The 19775-nt window shown below is 39.7% G+C and carries 26 protein-coding genes; 16 read left to right on the forward strand and 10 right to left on the reverse strand.

Annotated elements, in window-relative coordinates; genetic code table 11:
• Positions 1-276: 276 nt before the first annotated feature.
• The 5 genes from AHMF7605_RS00510 to AHMF7605_RS00530 all read left to right on the forward strand — a co-directional run bounded on the left by AHMF7605_RS00510 (position 277) and on the right by AHMF7605_RS00530 (position 3218).
• Positions 277-645: a hypothetical protein gene (locus tag AHMF7605_RS00510; protein WP_106925409.1), complete on the forward strand. Its 369-nt coding sequence runs from the start codon at positions 277-279 to the stop codon at positions 643-645.
• 87 nt (positions 646-732) lie between these two features.
• A complete protein-coding gene (locus AHMF7605_RS00515; protein WP_106925411.1) occupies positions 733-1125 on the forward strand; it encodes a hypothetical protein in 393 nt (130 codons plus the stop codon).
• Positions 1126-1194: 69 nt separating this feature from the next.
• Positions 1195-2007, forward strand: coding sequence for a hypothetical protein (locus AHMF7605_RS00520; protein WP_106925413.1), 813 nt, complete (start codon positions 1195-1197; stop codon positions 2005-2007).
• A gap of 84 nt (positions 2008-2091) precedes the next feature.
• A complete protein-coding gene (locus AHMF7605_RS00525) occupies positions 2092-2649 on the forward strand; it encodes a hypothetical protein (RefSeq protein ID WP_146153477.1) in 558 nt (185 codons plus the stop codon).
• Between the two features lie 110 nt (positions 2650-2759).
• Positions 2760-3218: a hypothetical protein gene (locus AHMF7605_RS00530; protein WP_106925416.1), complete on the forward strand. Its 459-nt coding sequence runs from the start codon at positions 2760-2762 to the stop codon at positions 3216-3218.
• 109 nt (positions 3219-3327) lie between these two features.
• Here the strand turns inward: AHMF7605_RS00530 and AHMF7605_RS00535 are convergent, their stop codons facing one another.
• The gene (locus tag AHMF7605_RS00535; protein WP_106925418.1) at positions 3328-4383 is read right to left on the reverse strand and encodes an IS110 family transposase; all 1056 of its coding nucleotides are present in this window, start codon (positions 4381-4383) and stop codon (positions 3328-3330) included.
• Between the two features lie 280 nt (positions 4384-4663).
• On the opposite strand from AHMF7605_RS00535, the gene AHMF7605_RS00540 reads away from it, so the two are divergent.
• The 7 genes from AHMF7605_RS00540 to AHMF7605_RS00570 all read left to right on the forward strand — a co-directional run bounded on the left by AHMF7605_RS00540 (position 4664) and on the right by AHMF7605_RS00570 (position 8174).
• Positions 4664-4981: a hypothetical protein gene (locus AHMF7605_RS00540; RefSeq protein WP_146153478.1), complete on the forward strand. Its 318-nt coding sequence runs from the start codon at positions 4664-4666 to the stop codon at positions 4979-4981.
• A gap of 15 nt (positions 4982-4996) precedes the next feature.
• Entirely contained in the window at positions 4997-5269 is a 273-nt protein-coding gene (locus tag AHMF7605_RS00545) for a hypothetical protein (RefSeq protein ID WP_106925422.1), read from the forward strand.
• Positions 5270-5423: 154 nt separating this feature from the next.
• Positions 5424-5702 (forward strand): S1 RNA-binding domain-containing protein, encoded by a 279-nt coding sequence (locus tag AHMF7605_RS00550; RefSeq protein ID WP_158267422.1) that lies wholly within the window; start codon positions 5424-5426, stop codon positions 5700-5702.
• A 128-nt stretch (positions 5703-5830) separates the two neighbouring features.
• Positions 5831-6307, forward strand: coding sequence for a hypothetical protein (locus AHMF7605_RS00555; RefSeq protein ID WP_146153479.1), 477 nt, complete (start codon positions 5831-5833; stop codon positions 6305-6307).
• A 98-nt stretch (positions 6308-6405) separates the two neighbouring features.
• A complete protein-coding gene (locus AHMF7605_RS00560) occupies positions 6406-7035 on the forward strand; it encodes a hypothetical protein (RefSeq protein WP_106925428.1) in 630 nt (209 codons plus the stop codon).
• Between the two features lie 87 nt (positions 7036-7122).
• On the forward strand, positions 7123-7716 hold the full coding sequence (locus tag AHMF7605_RS00565; RefSeq protein WP_106925429.1) for a hypothetical protein: 594 nt from the start codon (positions 7123-7125) through the stop codon (positions 7714-7716).
• A gap of 113 nt (positions 7717-7829) precedes the next feature.
• Positions 7830-8174 carry a hypothetical protein gene (locus AHMF7605_RS00570; RefSeq protein ID WP_106925431.1) on the forward strand — a complete coding sequence of 115 codons (345 nt, stop codon included), beginning with the start codon at positions 7830-7832 and terminating at the stop codon, positions 8172-8174.
• 140 nt (positions 8175-8314) lie between these two features.
• On the opposite strand, the gene AHMF7605_RS00575 is transcribed toward AHMF7605_RS00570, so the two are convergent.
• Entirely contained in the window at positions 8315-8839 is a 525-nt protein-coding gene (locus AHMF7605_RS00575; protein WP_106925433.1) for a hypothetical protein, read from the reverse strand.
• A 192-nt stretch (positions 8840-9031) separates the two neighbouring features.
• On the opposite strand from AHMF7605_RS00575, the gene AHMF7605_RS00580 reads away from it, so the two are divergent.
• The 3 genes from AHMF7605_RS00580 to AHMF7605_RS00590 are packed head-to-tail and all read left to right on the forward strand — an operon-like array spanning position 9032 to position 11381.
• Positions 9032-9490: an ATP-dependent zinc protease family protein gene (locus tag AHMF7605_RS00580; RefSeq protein ID WP_106925435.1), complete on the forward strand. Its 459-nt coding sequence runs from the start codon at positions 9032-9034 to the stop codon at positions 9488-9490.
• Between the two features lie 10 nt (positions 9491-9500).
• Positions 9501-10415: a 30S ribosomal protein S6--L-glutamate ligase gene (rimK, locus tag AHMF7605_RS00585; RefSeq protein ID WP_106925437.1), complete on the forward strand. Its 915-nt coding sequence runs from the start codon at positions 9501-9503 to the stop codon at positions 10413-10415.
• A complete protein-coding gene (locus AHMF7605_RS00590) occupies positions 10416-11381 on the forward strand; it encodes a succinylglutamate desuccinylase/aspartoacylase family protein (protein ID WP_106925439.1) in 966 nt (321 codons plus the stop codon).
• A 70-nt stretch (positions 11382-11451) separates the two neighbouring features.
• Here the strand turns inward: AHMF7605_RS00590 and AHMF7605_RS00595 are convergent, their stop codons facing one another.
• From AHMF7605_RS00595 to AHMF7605_RS00615, 5 genes are all read right to left on the reverse strand, one after another.
• Complete coding sequence (locus AHMF7605_RS00595) at positions 11452-12132, reverse strand: LuxR C-terminal-related transcriptional regulator (protein WP_106925441.1); 681 nt, start codon at positions 12130-12132, stop codon at positions 11452-11454.
• 163 nt (positions 12133-12295) lie between these two features.
• On the reverse strand, positions 12296-12790 hold the full coding sequence (locus AHMF7605_RS00600) for a hypothetical protein (protein WP_106925443.1): 495 nt from the start codon (positions 12788-12790) through the stop codon (positions 12296-12298).
• A gap of 97 nt (positions 12791-12887) precedes the next feature.
• Positions 12888-13679, reverse strand: coding sequence for an SAM-dependent methyltransferase (locus AHMF7605_RS00605; RefSeq protein ID WP_106925445.1), 792 nt, complete (start codon positions 13677-13679; stop codon positions 12888-12890).
• 173 nt (positions 13680-13852) lie between these two features.
• Positions 13853-14554 (reverse strand): oxidoreductase, encoded by a 702-nt coding sequence (locus AHMF7605_RS00610; protein WP_106925447.1) that lies wholly within the window; start codon positions 14552-14554, stop codon positions 13853-13855.
• Between the two features lie 184 nt (positions 14555-14738).
• Positions 14739-15593: an alpha/beta fold hydrolase gene (locus AHMF7605_RS00615; RefSeq protein WP_106925449.1), complete on the reverse strand. Its 855-nt coding sequence runs from the start codon at positions 15591-15593 to the stop codon at positions 14739-14741.
• Between the two features lie 246 nt (positions 15594-15839).
• Here AHMF7605_RS00615 and AHMF7605_RS00620 point away from each other — a divergent pair, with 246 nt between their 5' ends.
• Positions 15840-16445 (forward strand): HAD family hydrolase, encoded by a 606-nt coding sequence (locus tag AHMF7605_RS00620; protein WP_106925451.1) that lies wholly within the window; start codon positions 15840-15842, stop codon positions 16443-16445.
• Positions 16446-16521: 76 nt separating this feature from the next.
• Here the strand turns inward: AHMF7605_RS00620 and AHMF7605_RS00625 are convergent, their stop codons facing one another.
• The 3 genes from AHMF7605_RS00625 to AHMF7605_RS00635 form a co-directional block, all read right to left on the reverse strand.
• Entirely contained in the window at positions 16522-17394 is an 873-nt protein-coding gene (locus AHMF7605_RS00625; RefSeq protein WP_158267423.1) for a glutaminyl-peptide cyclotransferase, read from the reverse strand.
• A 111-nt stretch (positions 17395-17505) separates the two neighbouring features.
• Positions 17506-18339 (reverse strand): amidohydrolase family protein, encoded by an 834-nt coding sequence (locus AHMF7605_RS00630; RefSeq protein WP_106925455.1) that lies wholly within the window; start codon positions 18337-18339, stop codon positions 17506-17508.
• 3 nt (positions 18340-18342) lie between these two features.
• On the reverse strand, positions 18343-19680 hold the full coding sequence (locus tag AHMF7605_RS00635) for a purple acid phosphatase family protein (protein WP_106925457.1): 1338 nt from the start codon (positions 19678-19680) through the stop codon (positions 18343-18345).
• Between the last annotated feature and the right edge of the window lie 95 nt (positions 19681-19775).

The following is a 19775-nucleotide window of genomic DNA, read 5'->3' on the forward strand; positions in this document are numbered from 1 at the left end:
GACTTCTCTTAGCCTCGCCTAAATGAAATCATCCCGCCTTTAGTTTTATTTCTTCATTTTTAGGAAAACGTTTGTTTCTCTTTAAAAAGCAGAGAAACCTAAAGAAGGGGAAAGCGGTAAATTTTTCCTACTATAAAGGGTAGTTCTTAAAAAATCAGCTACTTTACCTAAAAAAAGAACTACCCCGCCTAACTACACCTAAAAGACACCAAACCCCAGCCAATTGGACAAGGCGTCTTTTAGCCTTGTTCGTTAGCCATCATTTAAATTAAAAAAATGGGATTGTTTGACAAGTTGTTCGGAAAACAGAAAGGCAATCAAGAAGAAAATTTAAAAAATAATGAATCGGAGCACGCTGTCATAATCCACTTCAATTACGGAATAGAAGGACTTGAAGCTTTACACGGATTGGAAGATAAACTGGAAAAAGTAATTACCGAAAATAATGTAGGGGATTATGATGGACACGAAATCGCAGTAGATTACAGCGATGGGTTCCTCTACATGTATGGTCCAAATGCTGAAAATCTATTTAAAGCAGTAAAGCCAATATTAGTAATCACTGACTTTATGAAGGGTGCCAAAGCAAAGTTAAGATTTGGTCCACCATATGACGGTGTAAAAGAAATTGAAGTAGAGCTATAAATAAACGTTGGCTAACACAATGCATAAGTAACCCTTGCTGAAGCTGCGGGCTCCTCATGCACGCGGCCGTTGACAAAAATTTAAGAAATGAAAAAGGAACAATGCCCACTTTGTTATTCAGAACTTGAAGCTATAGAATGCGCTCCTTGTCATGATTGTGGGCACTTACCAATAGAAATAGAGCATTTTAAAAGTGGAATCCACATCTATAGGATTTATGATGTCTATAAAGGATTAAGGCTTCAATTGTGTGATTTTTGTACTTTAGACTTTGGCTCTTACCGCTCTGAATATCTTGGATTCGATCATAATAAAAGACTAGGATTTGATCAGTTTAACTTTGTTCAGGAATTAACTACTCCGGATTTGGAAAAGGATAAATATTGCCCTGATTGCGCTAAAAGATTAAAGTTTTTAAATTTTATACATAATTTGAGAGAGTTAATAGAAAAAGAAAAAACAATTGCCAACCAAACCTAAACGTCAGCCTTCGGCCGAGGGCCTTGCCCGTCGTTTAGCAAGACCGTTGGCAGCAATTATTTAAAAACAATGAAACAATTTTTAACCTTATTTCTTTTATTCAGTTTACTAGTCTCTTGTAACCAAGAAGTAAAAAATAAGAAAATAAACAAAAAGGAAGCAGAAAAAAGAAATAAGGTACAAAGGCCTAATATTAGCTATAGTAATAAAATATCCACAGGGAAATGGTATTTTCTGCCTTATACAGATTCAACAATCATAAATAAATCCATCTTCAAATATTCTCAATCCTGTGCAAGCTTTGCCTACATGATTTCATATGATAGCAGCAATCCTGACAGTATCTTTTTTAAAGGTTATCATGAAGAGACAATGATGCCACTTATAAAAAGAAGCGATACTATTTTTTGGGCAGGAGACACCATACAGCATTGGGAAATTACTTTTAATAATGACTTTTCGTCTCTTCAATTTCAAGAGTATATGGATAAATCTTATGCTCACAAAGCAGACCCAAGGCTTTTTCAGTTCGCTAAATCTGTTAAGGAGATTCAAAATTTAGCCATTTACTTTAACAAGTTCATTTTGGCAGGTGCTTATAAAAATGAACAAAGTAAAGTGAGATTTACTGATAAGTTTGAAGTAGTTGGTATTGATAATGCAGCAACCTATGAATTAGTAATTGATTTTTGGGAAATGGTTCCACAAATGGACCTTATAAACTTATTTGACAAGAAAGGGGAATTATTAAAACAATTAAACTGGGAATATGATGGTGAGATTCTAAAACTTAGAAATGTAAGACAGATTTATGATAAGGATGGAGACTTTGATAGAGGTGTAGCAGAAGATATAATTTATGAACTCAAAAAAATAAAATAACTTCTGCCAACACCGTGTATACCAAAACCATGCTTCGCTATGATCTTGGCATGCACGAGGCCCGTTAGGGGTAATTATAGAAAAATGGATAAAGAACAGAGACGGAAACTTAGTCAAGAATACAAAAGAAAAGACTTAGAAAAGTATCTTGAATCCGGCAATTCTATTTTGGTGAATTATGCTAAAGTCAAATTGGGCTTAAACTCAAAACTATTAAAAAGCACGGATATTTTTAAAATTCCTGACGAGCAGTTGATAGAAGTCTTGAATGATAAAATCGAGGAAACTGCAGAAAAAACTTATAGAGAAAACCCACAACTGCACAAAAGCAGTGAGAACGTTTTAAAGAGTTTTCCAAGCTCTTACCGACTTGTTTATTATACCAGGCAATTTGAAATGCTTACGGACTTAGGAGATGGTGATAAGTTTTTTGAAAATACCCCAAAGGAAGAAATAGAGATTGTCGCAGAAAGTTACGATTTGATTGGGTTTAAGAGCTTTAGCAGCCTGATTAGAGAAGTTTCTAAAAATAACCAAAAGTTAGAGTTGGTTGAAAATGAGTATGCTGTTCTTAAAATAACCATCGATAAATCAAGAATTGAGTTTATAAGAAAAAACGCATTGCAGTTTGAAATAAAATAACAACCCCTAACAAGGTGTAAACGGCATCTTCGGCCGACGGCCTCGCCGCCGCTTACACGAGACCGTTAGCGGTAATACAAAGAATAAAATATCCTAATTAAGGGAAAGTAATGAGTAACAACTTTGTGAATCCATTTAAAGAATTTGGAAGCAGTATAATTCCAATTTCAGCAGACTTTCCTTACAACCTAAACAATCTTTTAAATAGGTTTGAAATAAAATTATGTAATTCAAAAGTTGAATTAGGGAATAAACCATCTTGGATTGAATGGAATAATTATTCCAAGCATTATTCTTTCTTCTATGATTTTGATGAAAATGAAGAAGTTATAAAAAAATACTTTCAAAACTCAGTACTTAGGAATTACGATAATGTATTAATGGACTTTGGATATCAGATTCCGCTTTCAAAAATTCCTGTAGATATCTTTATTAATTATTGGTACGAGTTTGTCATTTTAGCTGGTTATGAGTCCGTAGTAATTACAGAAGATGGAAAATTATTTATGGAATTTATTAGACGTAGCTACTATCTCAAAAGTAACTTTCAAATTAATCCTAATAGTTAATTTAAAAATAATACTACCGCTAACCACACCTATACGTCAGCTTCGCCGCCGTTTAGGTACTGTGTTAAAAGTCAAGTTTATTTTAACAAATTTAGGAAGATGTCAATTTTTAAATTGCCTCTATCCTGTGCAGCAAGGGCTTGGGCTCTTGCTGTTTTTTTTCAAACTGCGGATTATAGTACTCATTTTTCTTGTACAAACTGTACATGAGCAGCAGTAGTTTTCGCTGTACGGCTACTAGAGCTATTATAGGCTTTGCTTTGTTGGGCTTGAGTCGGTTGTAAAACTGCTTCAAGGTAGGATTGACTCGCACTGCCGTCATGGAAGGCATATGGAGTATGCTCCGGAGATGGCTATTTCCTTTCTTGCTTATTTTGGTGCTGCCTCGGAAGGTGCCGGATTCCTTAAGCACTACATCATAGCCGGCATAGCTTGCCAGTTGTTTAGCACTGGTGATCTCCTTAAAGCCGCAAGTCTCTCCAACCACTGTTGCCGCTGAGAGGAAAGATATTCCCGGTATGCTTTCCAGGTACTGGATTTTTTTACCCAGAGCTGCATCCCCGTCTACCAAATCCTTCATCTCCGCTTCAATCTCCTGCAATTGTACCTCCACCAACTTCAGCCGCTTGGCCTGGCGCTTCACTTCCTTTGGGTTGCTGTAAGCAGAAGTTTCTATGGCGTGTAGCCGGTTTTTCTCTACGTTCTTTTCCTTCAGTAAAAAGGAGCGCTCTCGGCTCAGGGCTTTCAGGTGCCGCAACGTCTTATCCGGCGGAGACCATGGTGTTAATTTCCGCTCACAACCCAACATTGCCAACATTCTACAGTCTAAAGCATCGGTCTTAGAACGCTGGCTCAGGCTTTGAGCGTAGCGCTTTACTCTGCCGGATTGCATCACACTGACGGTATATCCTTTCTCATGCAGGTACACTGCTAGTGCCTCATGGTATACACCGGTTGCTTCCATTACCACCACTAGCTTCTGCGGGTGAACAGAGAGCTTGACTAGCCATTTTTCCATTCTTTGGAAGCCTTTGTCATCATTGCTCACGTCGGAGCCTGCTATAAACTGCTTTTCCAAATCCTGGGTCAGGGTGCCCAAACAAAGGGAAAGAGAATCTTTGGCCACATCTATTCCGAGGGCCTGCTTTAGTACGGGTGGTTCCATAGGCTAATTTTTCTTCAAACCAGCTAACTCTCTTCTTCGCTTTTGCTCGCTTTTGATTCGGTCTCCTCCAAATGGACCTAGGTACTGTTCAAGCTCTAAGAAAGTGGATAGAAGGGCGGAAATTCTATGCGGCGACATCATCTATATGTATCTGGCCAAGTACACCCTATCCCTTCTATCTGGTTTGTTTTGTCAGTAATTTATTTATTTTTAACCTACGTTCGATAGCAAATGCTAACATACGAGCCAAGTACGTTGGGCAACATTTATAATCAGCATTATGACTAAAATTCGAAACACTGGAATCATCATTGTTTTTTTACTGTGTTCATGTAAATCGGATTCAACAAGTTACACATCTATAAAATTCGGAGGATATAATTTGAAAATTAGACTTCCGAATCAATTTAAATCCGCAAGCCCAAAAGAAACCAAAGCCCTTTATGAAGATGGCAGTAAAATAATTAAGGATAATGGCTATCCGAGTGATTTAAATCAAACTAGCCTGTTGTTTTTAAATAAAGGAGAGTTCAGTTCTTTAAAAATTAAATATTCTCCCATTGATAAAGAAGTTATCCAAGATTATAAAAATCAGTAGAAAATTTTAAATAACATGACATTTGCCATACTTACAAAAGAAAAAATGCCTGAAGCCACATTAGATTCAATATCACGAATAGAAAAAATCAATGGTAGAGATTTCTATGTTTATGAAACAGATATTAAGTTTTTAGATTTAAATAAGAATAAAACTATTTTTAAATCTGTAAGATATAGTACGCCTTTAATAAATTCAGATTTTGTAATAAATGCGACATACGTCAATCGAATAGATGAAAAAGAAATTATGGAAGCAATTAAAAGTGTAGAAATTAGTAGTAAATAAACGTCGCCCAACACTGCATAATGTGCCATAGCTGGCTTTCTGCACTAAAGACATTTCTCAGGTTAGGGAAATGTGCGTCCTTGCTCCTACATTTTTACTACATTGCCGCAACGGCAATTATGCGATACCGTTGCCTGTAAGTTTATTAGTAAAAATGACCAAAGAAGAAGATAATTGGAATAAAGTAAAAGGTAAATTCAAAATTGGAGATGAAGTTGAAGGGGTAGTTGTCCATAAAGCCCCATTTGGTGATTTCATCAATATAGGAGTGGAATTTCTTGTCTTATTAGAAATCATCGTAATGAAGGATTTAACTCCAGAAAAATATAGGGAAGGATTGTATAACCCTATAGGCTCTAAAGTTAAAGCATACATTGTTTCATTTGAGGATTCAAGTAAACAAATCAGATTAGCCCAAAAGCAGCTAGATTAAAAAGGTGGAAAATGAAAAACCTTCAGGCAACAAGACCTTCACGACAGCTAAGCCGCCGCAAAGCCAAGAACGTTAGCCACAATTAAAAATAGGAATAATCAATGGACAAGAACCTATATTTACAAGAAATGGAAAACCTTATTAATAAGGCAATTGATAAGATGAAGTCCAATGATGCTTTTAAAATATATACAGCTAGTATCTGGACCGACCCAAACGCAGCGGCAAGTTCCATTTCATTTGACTCTGAAGAAAATTCAATTCTTAAAGTAAAGAGTTCTGATGAATTTCTTAAGAAGCATTATGACAGATTGATTGCAAAAGGTGAATTTGAAGAAGCACAATCATTTTTACCTGAAACAAGAAGAAATACCAATCCAGCAGATTTTGAATTGAGGGATTTAGTAGAGATTTCAAATTTATCCTTCCCCATAAATTGGGAAGAAGAATCAGACGGCGCCTGTTGGAATGAACTTGAGCCACTTTTATTGAAAATTGGGGAACAAACCTTTCACAGACTTCAAGAATTAAATCTTCACCAAGAATTTAAATTAGCAGTGAACGGGCCAGAAGATTGGTACGAACATATTTGGAAAAAAGAATAACAGTGGCTAACACCATGTATACCAAACCCTCGCTTCGCTTCAAGCTTGGCATACACGCGGCCCGTTATGCCCAATTATAAAACATTTATATACTCTTAATGAAAACAGTTTATTTTTCGCTCATTATTCTACTTTTTTCTTCTCAATCGATTTTAGCTCAGAAAAGTAAACCATTAAATCCTAAAGGAATTTATTCCGAAATTAAGGTAGCTAAGCAGAATAAAATGATCCAGGAGCTTATTGATACTAAAACAAGTGCTAGCTCGATCGAAACAATATTCAATAATATAAACCAGTATAATCCTCCAGTCTTGTATGTCTTTTCCCAAGCCTTGTTTGTTAACGGAGAATTACAAACAGGTATTGACTGGTATTTATTTGCTCAACTAAATGCTTTATATGATGCTAATCGGTGTTCTGATAAAACGGCAAGACAAGCAACAACTATTTTAGAATCTAAATTTAGGCCCGCTTATGAGGATTATATTAAATCAAATAAACAGGCATACCTTGAAAGTATAGACAAAGTAGTTATGCTATTTAATAAAATCCCGCAGGACTATGATATAAGATGGATTAATCTTCATGGAATGGATGCAGTTACTACTTCACTAAGTGACGAAAAAGAAAATAAAAATGATTTAAGTTTACCTAAAGAGTCTTGGCCTGAAATAAAAGAAAAAACAATTGGGCAATTTATTGAGGCAAATAGAAATAGTGTTAAATAAATAACTGGGCATAACACAATGTATAAAAAACCCTTGCTTCGCAGCAGGCTTTTCATACACGCGGCCCGTTAGCGGTAAATCATAATAATGAAAAACAAAGGATTCTCCACTTGTATAATATTCATTGCCGCAGTCCTATTTTCCTGCAACTCAAGTCTATTAGGCAAAAAGGTAGATAAGCTTGATTGGATGCATTCAGAGCCGAATTATGATAGTCTGCAAATGGAAAACAGAAGGATTGGTAAAAATTATCTAGTTGTTGATAGCTCTTATAATTCTGACTTTAACTATAATTTGCTAAATGCAATGGACAGCCTAATTGAAGCTTCCAGAAAATGGCCTGACGCAGAAAGGTTTTTCCTACCAGTAGCTGGTAAATATAAATATTATAGGTTTAAGGCAAGGTTCAAGGGCGTTTCTTACGACAACTCACTCAAGGATTTCAATGACATACTAATAATTAAAACGGATAGTGTAAACACCATTATCGACGCTTATCAATACACTTTAGAATGGGCAGAGTACCCTTTCACGACCGATTTGTACAGGATTTCAAATAAAGGAGAGCGGTTAGTAGATAAATTGAATGTGGATTCACTTGAGATGAAGAAAATCGCAGATTATGAAAATGGAAAGTTGCTGGATGATAAGGGTATTATTTACCTAAAACCTAAGAAATAGAAAAAAATCTACCGCTTACATTGTATAAAAATTATGCTACGGCCGACGGCCTTGCACGTTTTTTATACTACCCGTTAGATGTAAGTAGCATTTAAAATTGTGCTTCAATAAAGATGAAAAATCAAAAGAAATCATCACCCTTAGAAGTAGTGTGTACTTTCCTGATTTTAGGTGTACTGTTTACTGGTTTGTTTTTATTTATCAGTAACAGAAGAAAACAAAAGTTTCAATCAATTAAGCAGGAGTCAGGTATTACACAAGGAATTGTGACTTCAATAAAAGTTTACAAAGGTCGTTCAATCACTGTAAGGTATAAAGTTTCTGGAAATATTTACGAAGAAAGCGATGGTCTTGACGCTCAAGATAATGTTAATAAATGGGATAGTGTAACAATCAAATATTCAATTGCAAAACCTGAATTAATGATTACAGAATTTAATGAAGAATTCTATAAATAGAAATATACCAGCACTTAACCACACCTAAAAAGCACAAACGCACTTTTTAGCTAAGAACGTTAAGAACACGCGATTCGTATAAGTTTAGTTAGTTAAATTTTCTGACTCGCCACTTGTCCTTCTTAAATCATCTATCCTGATTAATTAGCCGATTGCCAAGCCATGCGTTGAAACAAAAAGTAACGACCGTTAATTTTTAAGGCTTCAAAACGGAGGGGGAAAGATTGGTTCGTGCGGGTAGAAAGCGTAGCGGTCACCGGAATCATGGCTTTATTTTTAGCGCTGTTGGTGCCCGTTCGTACATCGGCTAAAGTAAGCTCGGTTAAATTCAGCGTTTTACTAATGCCTTCCCGAATTACCGTTTCAAACGATTCCTTCAAACTGCTGGTAATAGCTTCGGAGGTTAATCCTTCCAAAACCGCCAACATATCTTCCGAGGCTTGTTTTTTTAAGGTTGCTAATTCCGTATCGGTGGGTACGTAAAGCGGGAGTTGTTCAAAGTCGTTCGCCTGAACCGCCGTAAAAACCACATTTGCTAACTCGTTAACGGTAGCGGTGCCGCGTTCGGCGGGTATATTGGGTAAGGATGAAGATAATGGATTTGAGGCCAAAGACCAAACTTGAGTAAAAAGGACCAAGGCAAAAACAAAAAATAATCTTTTCATAAGGCTTCACAGGTTGGTGGTAAGTAAGTAGTATATACGGCTAGAATGAATATTAAAGTTCTTTCTGCTGATCTAAATATTTCTAAGGCAGAATAGCGCGTAATATTTACTTTTGCCGTAGAAAAGCTCGGTTAAAACTATTAACGGTTACGTTAGATTACTCGTACGGGATATTTTGAATAAACAGGAAATATGCTTTTAAAAACGAAAAAAAGAATTGTGGGCCGCCGCGAGTTAATTCATTTGCCGGCTTTAGAACTTTTTAGCGTAGAAGCTAAAATTGATACCGGCGCTTTTACTTCGGCTATTCATTGCACCGATATCCGGGAAACAACCTTACCCGATGGTACCCCGGTAATCCGGTTTAATTTATTAGATCCTTCGCATCCCAAGTATCACCATAAAATATTTGAGTTTACGCAATTCTCGTTGCGCGACATTAAAAATTCTTTCGGCGACGTCCAGGAACGCTACGTTATCCGGACGCCGATTCAGCTTTTTGATAAAATTCTGGAAGCCGATCTTTCTCTTTCCGATCGAAGAGATATGAAGTACCCCATTTTAATTGGCCGGGCGGTATTACAGAAAAATTTTATCGTGGATGTAGCCCGTAAAAATGTAGCCGCCAAAACAAAACATAAAAACAGGTAAAGAAATAATTATGAAATTAGCCATTCTATCCCGGAATGCGAAGCTCTACTCCACCAAAAGGTTGGTAGAAGCGGCTCAGCAACGCGGGCATGAAGTAGTAGTATTAGATCATTTAAAATGTGACTTGGTGATTGAAGCGGGGCAACCTGCTATCATATATAAAGGCGTAAAACTTACGGATATAGATGCCATTATTCCCAGGATTGGCGCTTCCGTTACTTTTTACGGTACCGCGGCCGTACGCCAATTTGAAATGATGAAAGTAAAAAGCGCCGTTAACTCCCAAGCAATTGTGCGGTCAAGGGATAAATTGCGCTGCATGCAAATTTTATCCCGGGCCGGCTTAGGGATGCCGAAAACGGCCTTCACCAATTACTCTAAAGATGTTACCCAACTTATTGCCCAGGTTGGCGGGGCGCCACTAGTGATTAAATTGCTGGAAGGCACGCAAGGCTTAGGCGTAGTTTTGGCCGAAACCGATAAAGCCGCTGAATCGGTAATAGAAGCATTTCATAATTTAAAAGCCCGCATTATTGTCCAGGAGTTTATTGCCGAATCCAAAGGAGCCGATATCCGGGCTTTCGTGGTAAACGGCGAAGTAGTCGGGGCCATGAAACGCCAGGGAAAAGAAGGAGAGTTTCGCTCGAACCTGCACCGGGGTGGGAGCAGCCAGTTAATAAAGCTAAGCCGGGCCGAAAAAACGGCCGCTCTGCAAGCCGCCAAGGTGTTGGATTTAGATATAGCCGGAGTAGATATGTTGCAGTCGGCCCGGGGACCGCTCATTCTGGAAGTAAATTCCTCGCCGGGACTGGAAGGGATCGAAAAAACGACCAAGACCGACATTGCCGGTAAAATTATTGAGTACACGGAGAGTTTGGTAGAGAAGAAGAAGTTGAAACGGAGTACTAAAGTTACCAAAGAATAAATGCCCAAAGAAATTACCATTAATGGCAAAAGTATTTTGCCCGGCCAAAATGTGCAAACCCGCTTGTTGGTTTCGCGGCTGCCGAGTGGTACGGTAATCGATATTCCGGTATATGTATACCGCGCTAGGGAAGAAGGCCCGGTATTGCTGCTAATGGCTGGTATGCACGGCGACGAAGTAAATGGCATTGAAATTATCCGCCGCATGATTCGCCGGAAAATGTTGTATCCAACCCGGGGAACCATTATTGCTATTCCCATTTTAAATATTTACGGTTTTCTTAACTTTTCGCGCGAAGTGCCCGATGGGAAAGATGTGAACCGCAGTTTTCCGGGGAACAAATCCGGCTCTTTAGCCAGTCGGGTAGCGGATCGGTTTACCCGGGAAATCTTACCTTATATCGATTATGGCATTGATTTTCATACGGGTGGCGCCAGTATCAGCAATTATCCGCAAATCCGCTGCTTAACGGAGTACCCGGAAAACGAACGATTAGCTCGGGCGTTTGGAGCACCTTTTATTTTAAATGCCGCTTTACGGGCCAAATCATTGCGAAAAGAAGCTTTTCAGCGGGGTAAATATATAATTGTATACGAATCAGGGGAGTCATTGCGCTTAGATGAAGGAGGTATTAATCTAGCGGTAAAAGGAACCATGCGGGTTCTCCAGGAATTACAGATGCAACCGCCATCAAGCATTAAAGAAATTGCTGTGCCGTCGGTGGTTTGTGGTAAATCCAGTTGGATTCGGGCGAAAGTTTCGGGTATTTTCCGTGCAAGAGTAAAGATTGGGCAATATGTAAAAGCGGGTGAGATTTATGGTAGTCTGGCTGATCCATTCGGCGATATGGCCATTCGGCTTAAAAGTCCTTATTCCGGCTATATTATTGGGGTAAACAACATGACGGTGGTAAACCAAGGCGATGCTTTGTTGCACGTTGGTATTCCCGAGAACAGTAAAAACTAATTTATTAATTAAAGAGCACTAAAAAGGTAATAATTCAGTCTAGGTATACTGTTTTTTAAAAAAACAGGAACTATTTCCTAAACCATTTTCGGTCTATCGCCATTTTAATAGCCGCCCATTTATTTTTTACCTGTAATTTGTTGTAAATCTTTTTAATATGCGTTTGAACGGTGTGCGAGCTTATAAATAGTTTCTGCGAAATAGTTTGCGCGGTATAACCCACCGTAAGGAGTTCCAGAATTTCTAATTCCCGCTTTGATAATGTTTGAAGACTCGATTGGGGCAAAGTTGAAGCCGTAGAAGTGGTATTTTCAGCTGTTTGGGAACGCAAAATTTCTAAAGCTATTTTAGCAATAGCCGGCGACATGTAAGCTCCTCCGTCTTTTATGTCCCAAATAGCCTGCGCTATGATTGGAGTGGGCTCTTCTTTTAATAAATATCCGCTGGCACCAGCCTGTATGGACCTAAAAATATGATCATCATTGTTGTTTACTGCTACTATAATGAATTGCATTTCCGGAAATTTAGCTTTCGCCTGGTACGTAACTTCAATGCTATCCAACGCATTCATCTGGATATTAATTAAAACTACTTCGGGTAAACTATCAGAGGTGGATTTTTGAATAATTTCCAGAAATTGCCAGCCGGTGTTACATACTTGAACTATTAAAATTCCGGGAAACAGCGTTAAACGCTGCTCCAGATTTTCGCGCAACCCAGGGTTATCATCTACGATGGCAATTTTAACCATATAAGTTGCGTTTGAATAATGTATTCGTTTTAAAGTTTTATATTTATTTAACGCTAAAAGCTAGTCAATTAGCTGTTAATGCCGGTTTCTTTGTGTAACACTAGCTTAAGTGAAAACGAGCATTTTTTTTATTGCTGATTGCATTAAAAAGTATAATATACCGTTAAACCGGCATCGCCGTAGCCATCAATTCCCCCGGTAAAGTTTCCGCAAACGGTTTATAGTCGAGGGTAAGGGTAAACGGAATCTCCGGAAAGGCATACTCCAAGTCTAAAACGCCATCTACCCCAATAGCTGCTACATTAACCCGGTCGAAAACCACGTAGCGTTTTCGGCGGTAGTAACAATCACTCTGGTAACTATCAACATGGCCACCTAAACCATAAAACCATTTTAGCCCTCGCGCTTGAAAGGCAGAATCGTGTTTTTCGTATATTAAAGGGAGCATTACACCACACCGCCGACTACCGGCACCCAAAATACTTTCTACTGCCACCTCATTCTTAATAACTTGTTTGATAGATAAGCCGGTAGCATAATAACCGCCCCGCAAACCAATCCCCGTTTTATAGATACTACCCCCTTTTTGTGCAAAAAAGGTATTCGTAAAAACAAATAGTAAACAAAAAAGAAAAAAAGTAAAGCTTATTTGCCTCATAAATGAGATACAGCTTAGATATAAAATATAAATTATAGTATATTTTATCCAGCATAAATTATACCACAACCAGATAGAAAGGCAGGTTAAGGAAGATTTAACTCTTGGTTTTGGGTTTGTAAGTTTGGAGGTAAGCATTTTTTTCTGTCCGGCGGGCAATCAGCCGGAAGAAAGTAATGAGACCTTCAGTATCGGCCGCTAAAGCGCGGGCAAAGGGATCTTTGTGCTGTTTTCCCTGATAATCACGAATATATTCCTGCCGGATTAGGTCGGCGGCAGGTAATTCTTCGGCGGTAATAATTTCGACTAAGCCGGTTTTCTCCCAGAGTTGACGCCACCATTTAATCGAATGAATAAAGTACCAGTAATTTTGAAAATCTTTGCGTAAGAAAAGCGGAACTTCTTGTAAAGTAGTAATTTCGCGGGTAAAGCACACATCGGCAATAGCTAAATAACCGCCGGGTTTTATAAACTTACAAATATAAGGCAAGTATTTTTCGTCGGTGCCAAAGTAAGTATAAGCATCTACCACTATTACGGCATCAAAATATTCTTCCGGAAAGGGCAATTCACGGGCATTACCCTGGAGAGGAAATACCGTATCGGTTACGCCCGCTTCCTGCAAGCGTTCTAAATTTTCGGTAGGAGCAATTGCTTCATCCACGGCCCACACCCGTACGCCGTATTCTTTCGCCAGAAAAATAGAACTAATGGCTTTGCCGCACCCTAAATCCAATAAGCGCATACCTGATTTTAAAGGTACTAGTGCGGTAAGACTTTCCAGGTTAAACAACACATTTTCGCCCATGGAGTGCTGCCGAACCCATTGCGGATCGTAGCGGGCAGAGCGAGGAAAAGTGGAATATAATTTATTTTTGCTGATAGCCATACTTTAGTTTATAGACCACAGTCGATGGTCTATGGTCCATAGTCTACGGAAAGAATTACAGTATGGATGAATCGTAAAACTTTTCATTAAGCATAAAAGACGTATTTGCGAATCAATTTTTCTATCTCGCTCTAAGTATTTTGAGTACCATATGGACTGTCGACCATGGACTATCAACCATCGACCATCGACTGTGGACTAAAAAACTTAGCGGTAGTGGCAATGCGGGATGATGGATAAATACTTATCCCAGCACCATCCTGGGCGGCAGCGTATAACATGGCTTTCGCTACGTCGCGGGCATGGATGGGTTTATAAGGACGTAAGGGGCCTATAAACACAAAAGGCAATACTTTGGCAACCGCCTGGGCTACTTGTTCGCCCATTCTTTTTTCGGTGCGCTGCCCAAGGAGCAACGAAGGCTGAAATAAGTGCACGCCTAAAAAGTGTAAAGGCTTAATAGCCGCTTCCATTTTACCTTTAACCTGATTGTAAAAGATACGCGAGTTGGCATCCGCCCCCATAGCCGATACAACCAGAAACTGAGAAGCAAAATTCGCGGCGGTGATGCTGGCTAATTTTATCACGTAGGTAAAGTCAACTTTATAGAAGTTTTCTTTCGAACCAGCTTTTTTAATGGTAGTACCCAGGCAACAAAATATGTCGTCGGCCATTAAACTATGATGATAACTCTCTAAAATCTCAAAGTCTACCAGTTTTTGCTCCAGCTTTGGGTGTTCCATAGGCAATAATTTCCGGCCAATCGAAATTACCTTTTTGTAGCGGTTACTTTGTAAAAGCAAGTCCAGGCAATGGCTGCCTACTAAGCCACTGGCACCAGCAATAATCGCGGTTTTAGGAGCAGTAGAAATCATACGGTTTACGCCTTATAGATGTAGGTGAGGTAGGTGTATTTAAAAAATCTAAAGTAAGGTTATTTTACTAATTCAGGTTCATATTAGTTTTGGTAGATTAAAAATTACCTTTTTGCTAGGATATTTTATTAATCAGGAAAACAGGAAATAACTTGAATTGTTTGTTGTAAAAGAGTTAAATAATTTAACCGGAGGATTGAATAAACTCTAAAATAAACTGATTTACGACATCAGGTTTTTCGTGATGCAGCCAATGAGTGGCCTCGTCAATAAACTTTAGTTGGCCGTGCCGGCATTTTTCAATGCTAGGTTGCGCCATTTCCGTTCTCAGAAAAACATCTTTTTTACCCCATACCAGCAAGGTTGGCAAGACTATCGGTTCTGGATTCGTTATTGGTTCGTATCTATAAGCGCGGTACCAGTTAATCATGGCCGTTAACGCTCCTGGTTGCCGCCAGGCTTTTTTGTATAAGGCTATTTGTGCCGGCGAAAAAGTATTAGGTAGGGCCGTGTTAACCAAAGTTTTTTCAAGAGAGCGATAATTAAAAGCCCGGCACAATAATTCCGGCAAAATGGGAAGTTGGAAAAAGCCCGCGTACCAACTGCGGTGCCTTTGTTTAGGATTATCTCGCAAGTGCTCGTGCATAACAGCGGGGTGCGGCATATTCAGAATAATTAGCTTTTCTATTAATTCAGGGTAACGTAAAGCCATGGCCCAGGCTACTGCTCCACCCCAATCGTGCCCAACCAGATACACCTTGCCGGACGTAAGCTGCTTGATTAAACCGGCTATATCAGTAGTTAAGTGCTGGATGGTATAGGCTTTTACCCCGGAAGGTTTGCTGCTTTGGTTATAGCCCCGCTGGTTGGGCGCTACCACGTGAAATCCTGGGCCGGCAAAGAAATATAGTTGCCGGTACCAGGCTTGGCCTAACTCCGGAAAGCCATGCAGAAATAAGATAAGCGGCTGACCAGCAGTACCTGCTTCATAAGTTTGCAAACCTATGTTGTTTATGGTGTATGTTTTTTGTTTTACCATGATAGTTTGCCTACTGTAAAACTTAAAACCAGGATATAAAGAATTAGATAATTTTTAAAATTTATGCGCTGAAATCCACTGGAGCAATTATTTTAGAACCAAATGGGAAATAGCTGATTAAAGCCTTCCATCTAAAAAAGGTGAAGGATGAAGTATTCTGATTAGTGGCGCTAAAAAATACTATTTCTAGAAATAAAATAATCTGTTTAAACTTACCATTTAAAATATAACATGAATAACCTACGAATGATACGAACCATAATTTTTGACTTAGGCGGAGTGTTCATTGATTGGAACCCGCAGTACTTGTACCGGAAAATATTTAGTAATGAAGAAGAGATGACGTACTTTCTGGAGAATATTTGTACCCCGGATTGGAACGAAGAGCAGGACGGCGGCCGAACCATACAAGAAGCGACGGATTATTTATTGGCCAAACACCCCGAACACGCGGATAATATCCGGGTGTATTATGAACGATGGTCGGAAATGCTGGGTGGCGTTATTGCCGGAACCGTAGCTATTTTTAAAGAATTGAAGGAGAAAAATAAGTATAATTTTTATGCGCTTACGAACTGGTCCGCCGAAACGTACCCGATTGCGCAGGAAAAGTATGATTTTTTAGGTTGGTTTGATGGAGTAGTCGTATCGGGTACCGAAAAAGACCGCAAGCCCTTTGCTTCTTTTTATCAGACTTTGCTGAACCGTTACCAAGTTAATCCCAGTGAAGCTATTTTTATCGACGATAACCAGCGCAACGTTCACGCGGCAGAATCTTTAGGAATAAAATCAATTCCTTTTACCTCCCCTGAAGCTTTACGACAAGAGTTAAATGAGTTAAATATCTTGTAGTGGTTGATTCTTAAAGGTAAAACGCGGTAAATTTTAAAATTTACCGCGTTTTACCTAAATTTTACTTGCCTGTATTTTAGGGCTTGATTTTTATTTCAAAAATACTGGGCCAGAGTTTGCCCGTTATATAAAAGGTGCCCCCCTTTTGATCGTAGGCAATGCCATTCATTTCCAAAGCATTCGGATTTATTTTTTTTACTTCGTTGATAAGCGAAGTGAGATCCAGAATACCAGTAGCCTGACCACTGGCAGCATCAATTCTTACAATGCTATTGGTAGTATAAATATTGGCGTACAAAGCCCCATTGACGTATTCCAGTTCATTTAAATTTACGAGCGGGTCGTAATTATACCTTACATTTAAGGTTTTAACAATTTTAAAAGTAGTGGGGTCCAGGTAGGTGAGTTGACTAGTGCCATCGCTCATAATTAAATGCGTGCCGTCGGTGGTTAAGCCCCAGCCTTCTTTATTTGGAAAAGTAAATTCTTGTAATTTCCGGTAAGTTTTGGCATCGTACACAAAACCAACTTTAGTGGTATAAGTGAGCTGGTAAATTTTATCCTTTAAAATAACCATTCCCTCGCCGAAGTATTTCGTTCGGTCCAGTTTAACTTTTTCAACGATTTTCCCTGTTTTCATATCCACGGGACCTAATACGGAGCGGGTCCGGGGCATTTCTTCTGGCGAACCGGTACTTTCGTACAATTGGCCTTCGTGTAGGAGCAAACCTTCGGTAAAAGCAGTTGTATCGTGCGGAAAGGTACGGATTAATTCATAGGTCAGGTTAATGGGCGCAACTACCGCCGGAGTTTCGTTAACGGTTTCAGAATTCGCGGTTTCTTTTTTATCGCTTGAGCAACCAACCAGAATCCCAAAACTTAATAAAAGGGAAAAAATACTAACAAAGTTATTTTTTAAATTTGATGGAATATAAAAAAGGTATTTCACAGATGAAGGGGGTATATAATGATAATAGCCGCTAAGTTAGGAGATAGCGGGTAGAATTAATTTACTTATTTTTAAATATTTTGATTAGAATACCATTTTAGGAACGCTAAATTACATTGCTAAATTATAAAACCGGATGGCATTCTGGCCCAGAATAGCCGCCTGCTCCGACTCGGAAAGTGCCGCAACAAAATCAATTACTACTTGCATTACTGCTTCGTATTCTGCCGCTAGCCGGCAAACGGGCCAATCCGAGCCAATCAATAAACGATCCGGACCGAATACTTCTAAAGCTAATTCCAGATAGGGTCGCAAATCAGTTGGCTGCCAGTTATGCCAATCTGCCTCGGTAACTAACCCGGATATTTTCGCGTGTACCTGTTCGTGACGCGCTAATTGTTTTAAATCGTTGGCCCAAGGCAGCCATTCAGCTTTTTTAATGACAGGTTTAGCTAAATGATCCAGAACAAATTTTTGTTCCGGAAAATGGGCCACAAACTTTGCCGCCACCGGTAAATGCCGGGGGTAAATTAAAATATCATACGTCAAGCCGAGTGGCTGCAGAGCCGAAATCCCTTTTAAAAAATTGGGTTTTAATAAAAATAAACCGTCGGGTTCGTCCTGCACAACATGTCGTACTCCTTTAAACAAAGGATTACGGGCAAAATGAGCCAGTCGTTCGGCAGCATTTTCGGCTCGTAGATCTACCCAACCTACCACGCCCTTGATAAAAGAGTAATCCGCCGCTAAATTTAGTAAGAATTCGGTTTCAGCTTCGGTTTGCGCAGCTTGCACGGTTATGCAACCGGCAAATCCGGCTTTCTCCAGTTCCGGTTGCAGATCGGCCGGTAAGTAATGGCGCTGCAATTGGGCCATTTCGGGAGTAATCCAGTCGTGGGTAGTGGCGGAGTATTGCCAGAAGTGCTGGTGAGCGTCTATTTTCATTGGTTAGTTAGTGGGCTTAGGCAAAGTATTGATAAAATGACGTTCAGCGTTTACATCTGCTTTTAATTCTATTAATTGGTTTGGTTTGCCGGCTTGTTTGCGCAGTTCAAAAGTATCGTAAACTTCGCCGGTTACGGTCATAGAACGGTACAAAAGGCGATTATTTTCTACGGTTATAACCTGGTAAAGCTGCGTATTTTCGGCGGTGCGGTGCATCCAGGGCTTGGCGCTAAGCTCATACATTTTGGGGCCGCTTACCGATACCACGTAGATGGTGCCGGCTTCCTTGTCTTTATAAGTTACTCCTTGGGGCAAGTTCGTGCCCCGGGCATAATTATGTTCGTGGCCTTGCATCACCAAATCTACTTTATACTTATCAAAAACAGGTTTCCAATGTTTAACTAAATTACCAATTTCGGAACGCCCCGACGTGGAAAATACCGGGTAATGAAAAAAAATAAAGGTCCAGGTCTGCGGATTATGCTTTAAAACTTTCTCCAGCCAGTCGGCTTGGGCGGGCACGTGCATCATGGAATTCAGCGAAATAATCCGGGCATTCTGGTAATCCACGTAGTAGTTTGTGTCTTCCAGGCCTTTTACCCCGTTAGCGGGTAAGGTAAATTGGGGCTGCCACAAGCGGGTAAGCGTAGGAATACCCATGGTACGGGTATATTCGTGGTTGCCCGGACAAGGTAAACTAGGAATGGTAGCATGGATAAAACTCCCTGCTGCAAACCATTCCTGCCATTCTGCATCCGTCTCAGCATGGTTAATTAAATCGCCGGTGTGCACCAAAAATTTGGCTTGCGGCGCACTGGCATAAGCTGCCCGGATAGTGCGTGACCACAAAGAAAATAATTCGTTTTGCGCATCGCCGAGGTAGATAAAGGAAAAAGGTTCGGGTTGGTCATTTGCCGTTTTATATTGGTACCATTCGCTCCAATAAATGCCGTCGCCTACCCGGTAAGCGTATAAAGTATTTGGTTTTAAGCCGGTAAAATTTACGTGATGGTAAAAAGCCACGCCACTTTCGGTTTTGAGCGGTTCGGAACCGGCCGGAGTAACCTGGGCCAGAGTTGTAAAAAAGGGGGAGGCATTGGCTACAGCTACTTCGGCCTGAGGCGTTTTAACCGTATTATCGGTGCGCCAGGTTACGGTAAATGAATGAGCAGGGTCGCTTACCCAACTCAGGATTATCCGGTCGGGCCGCGGCGAAGGAGTAGCGTTAACCGGTGACAAGGGTGTTTTTTCCTGATTCTGCGACCAGCATTTACCCTGCGGGAATACCAAAAAAATTAAATTTCCGAAGAAAAACCAAATCCAGCCAACTCTCGGCAACATACAATCCGCTATTTAAATCTGCTTAGACTAGCGTAATTTAATGGAATGAGTTGTCCGTTTAAGTTAATTATACTTAAATATTTATATGCAGCACC

Origin of the sequence: Adhaeribacter arboris (genome assembly GCF_003023845.1) — a bacterium.
In the GTDB taxonomy this organism is placed as follows: domain Bacteria; phylum Bacteroidota; class Bacteroidia; order Cytophagales; family Hymenobacteraceae; genus Adhaeribacter; species Adhaeribacter arboris.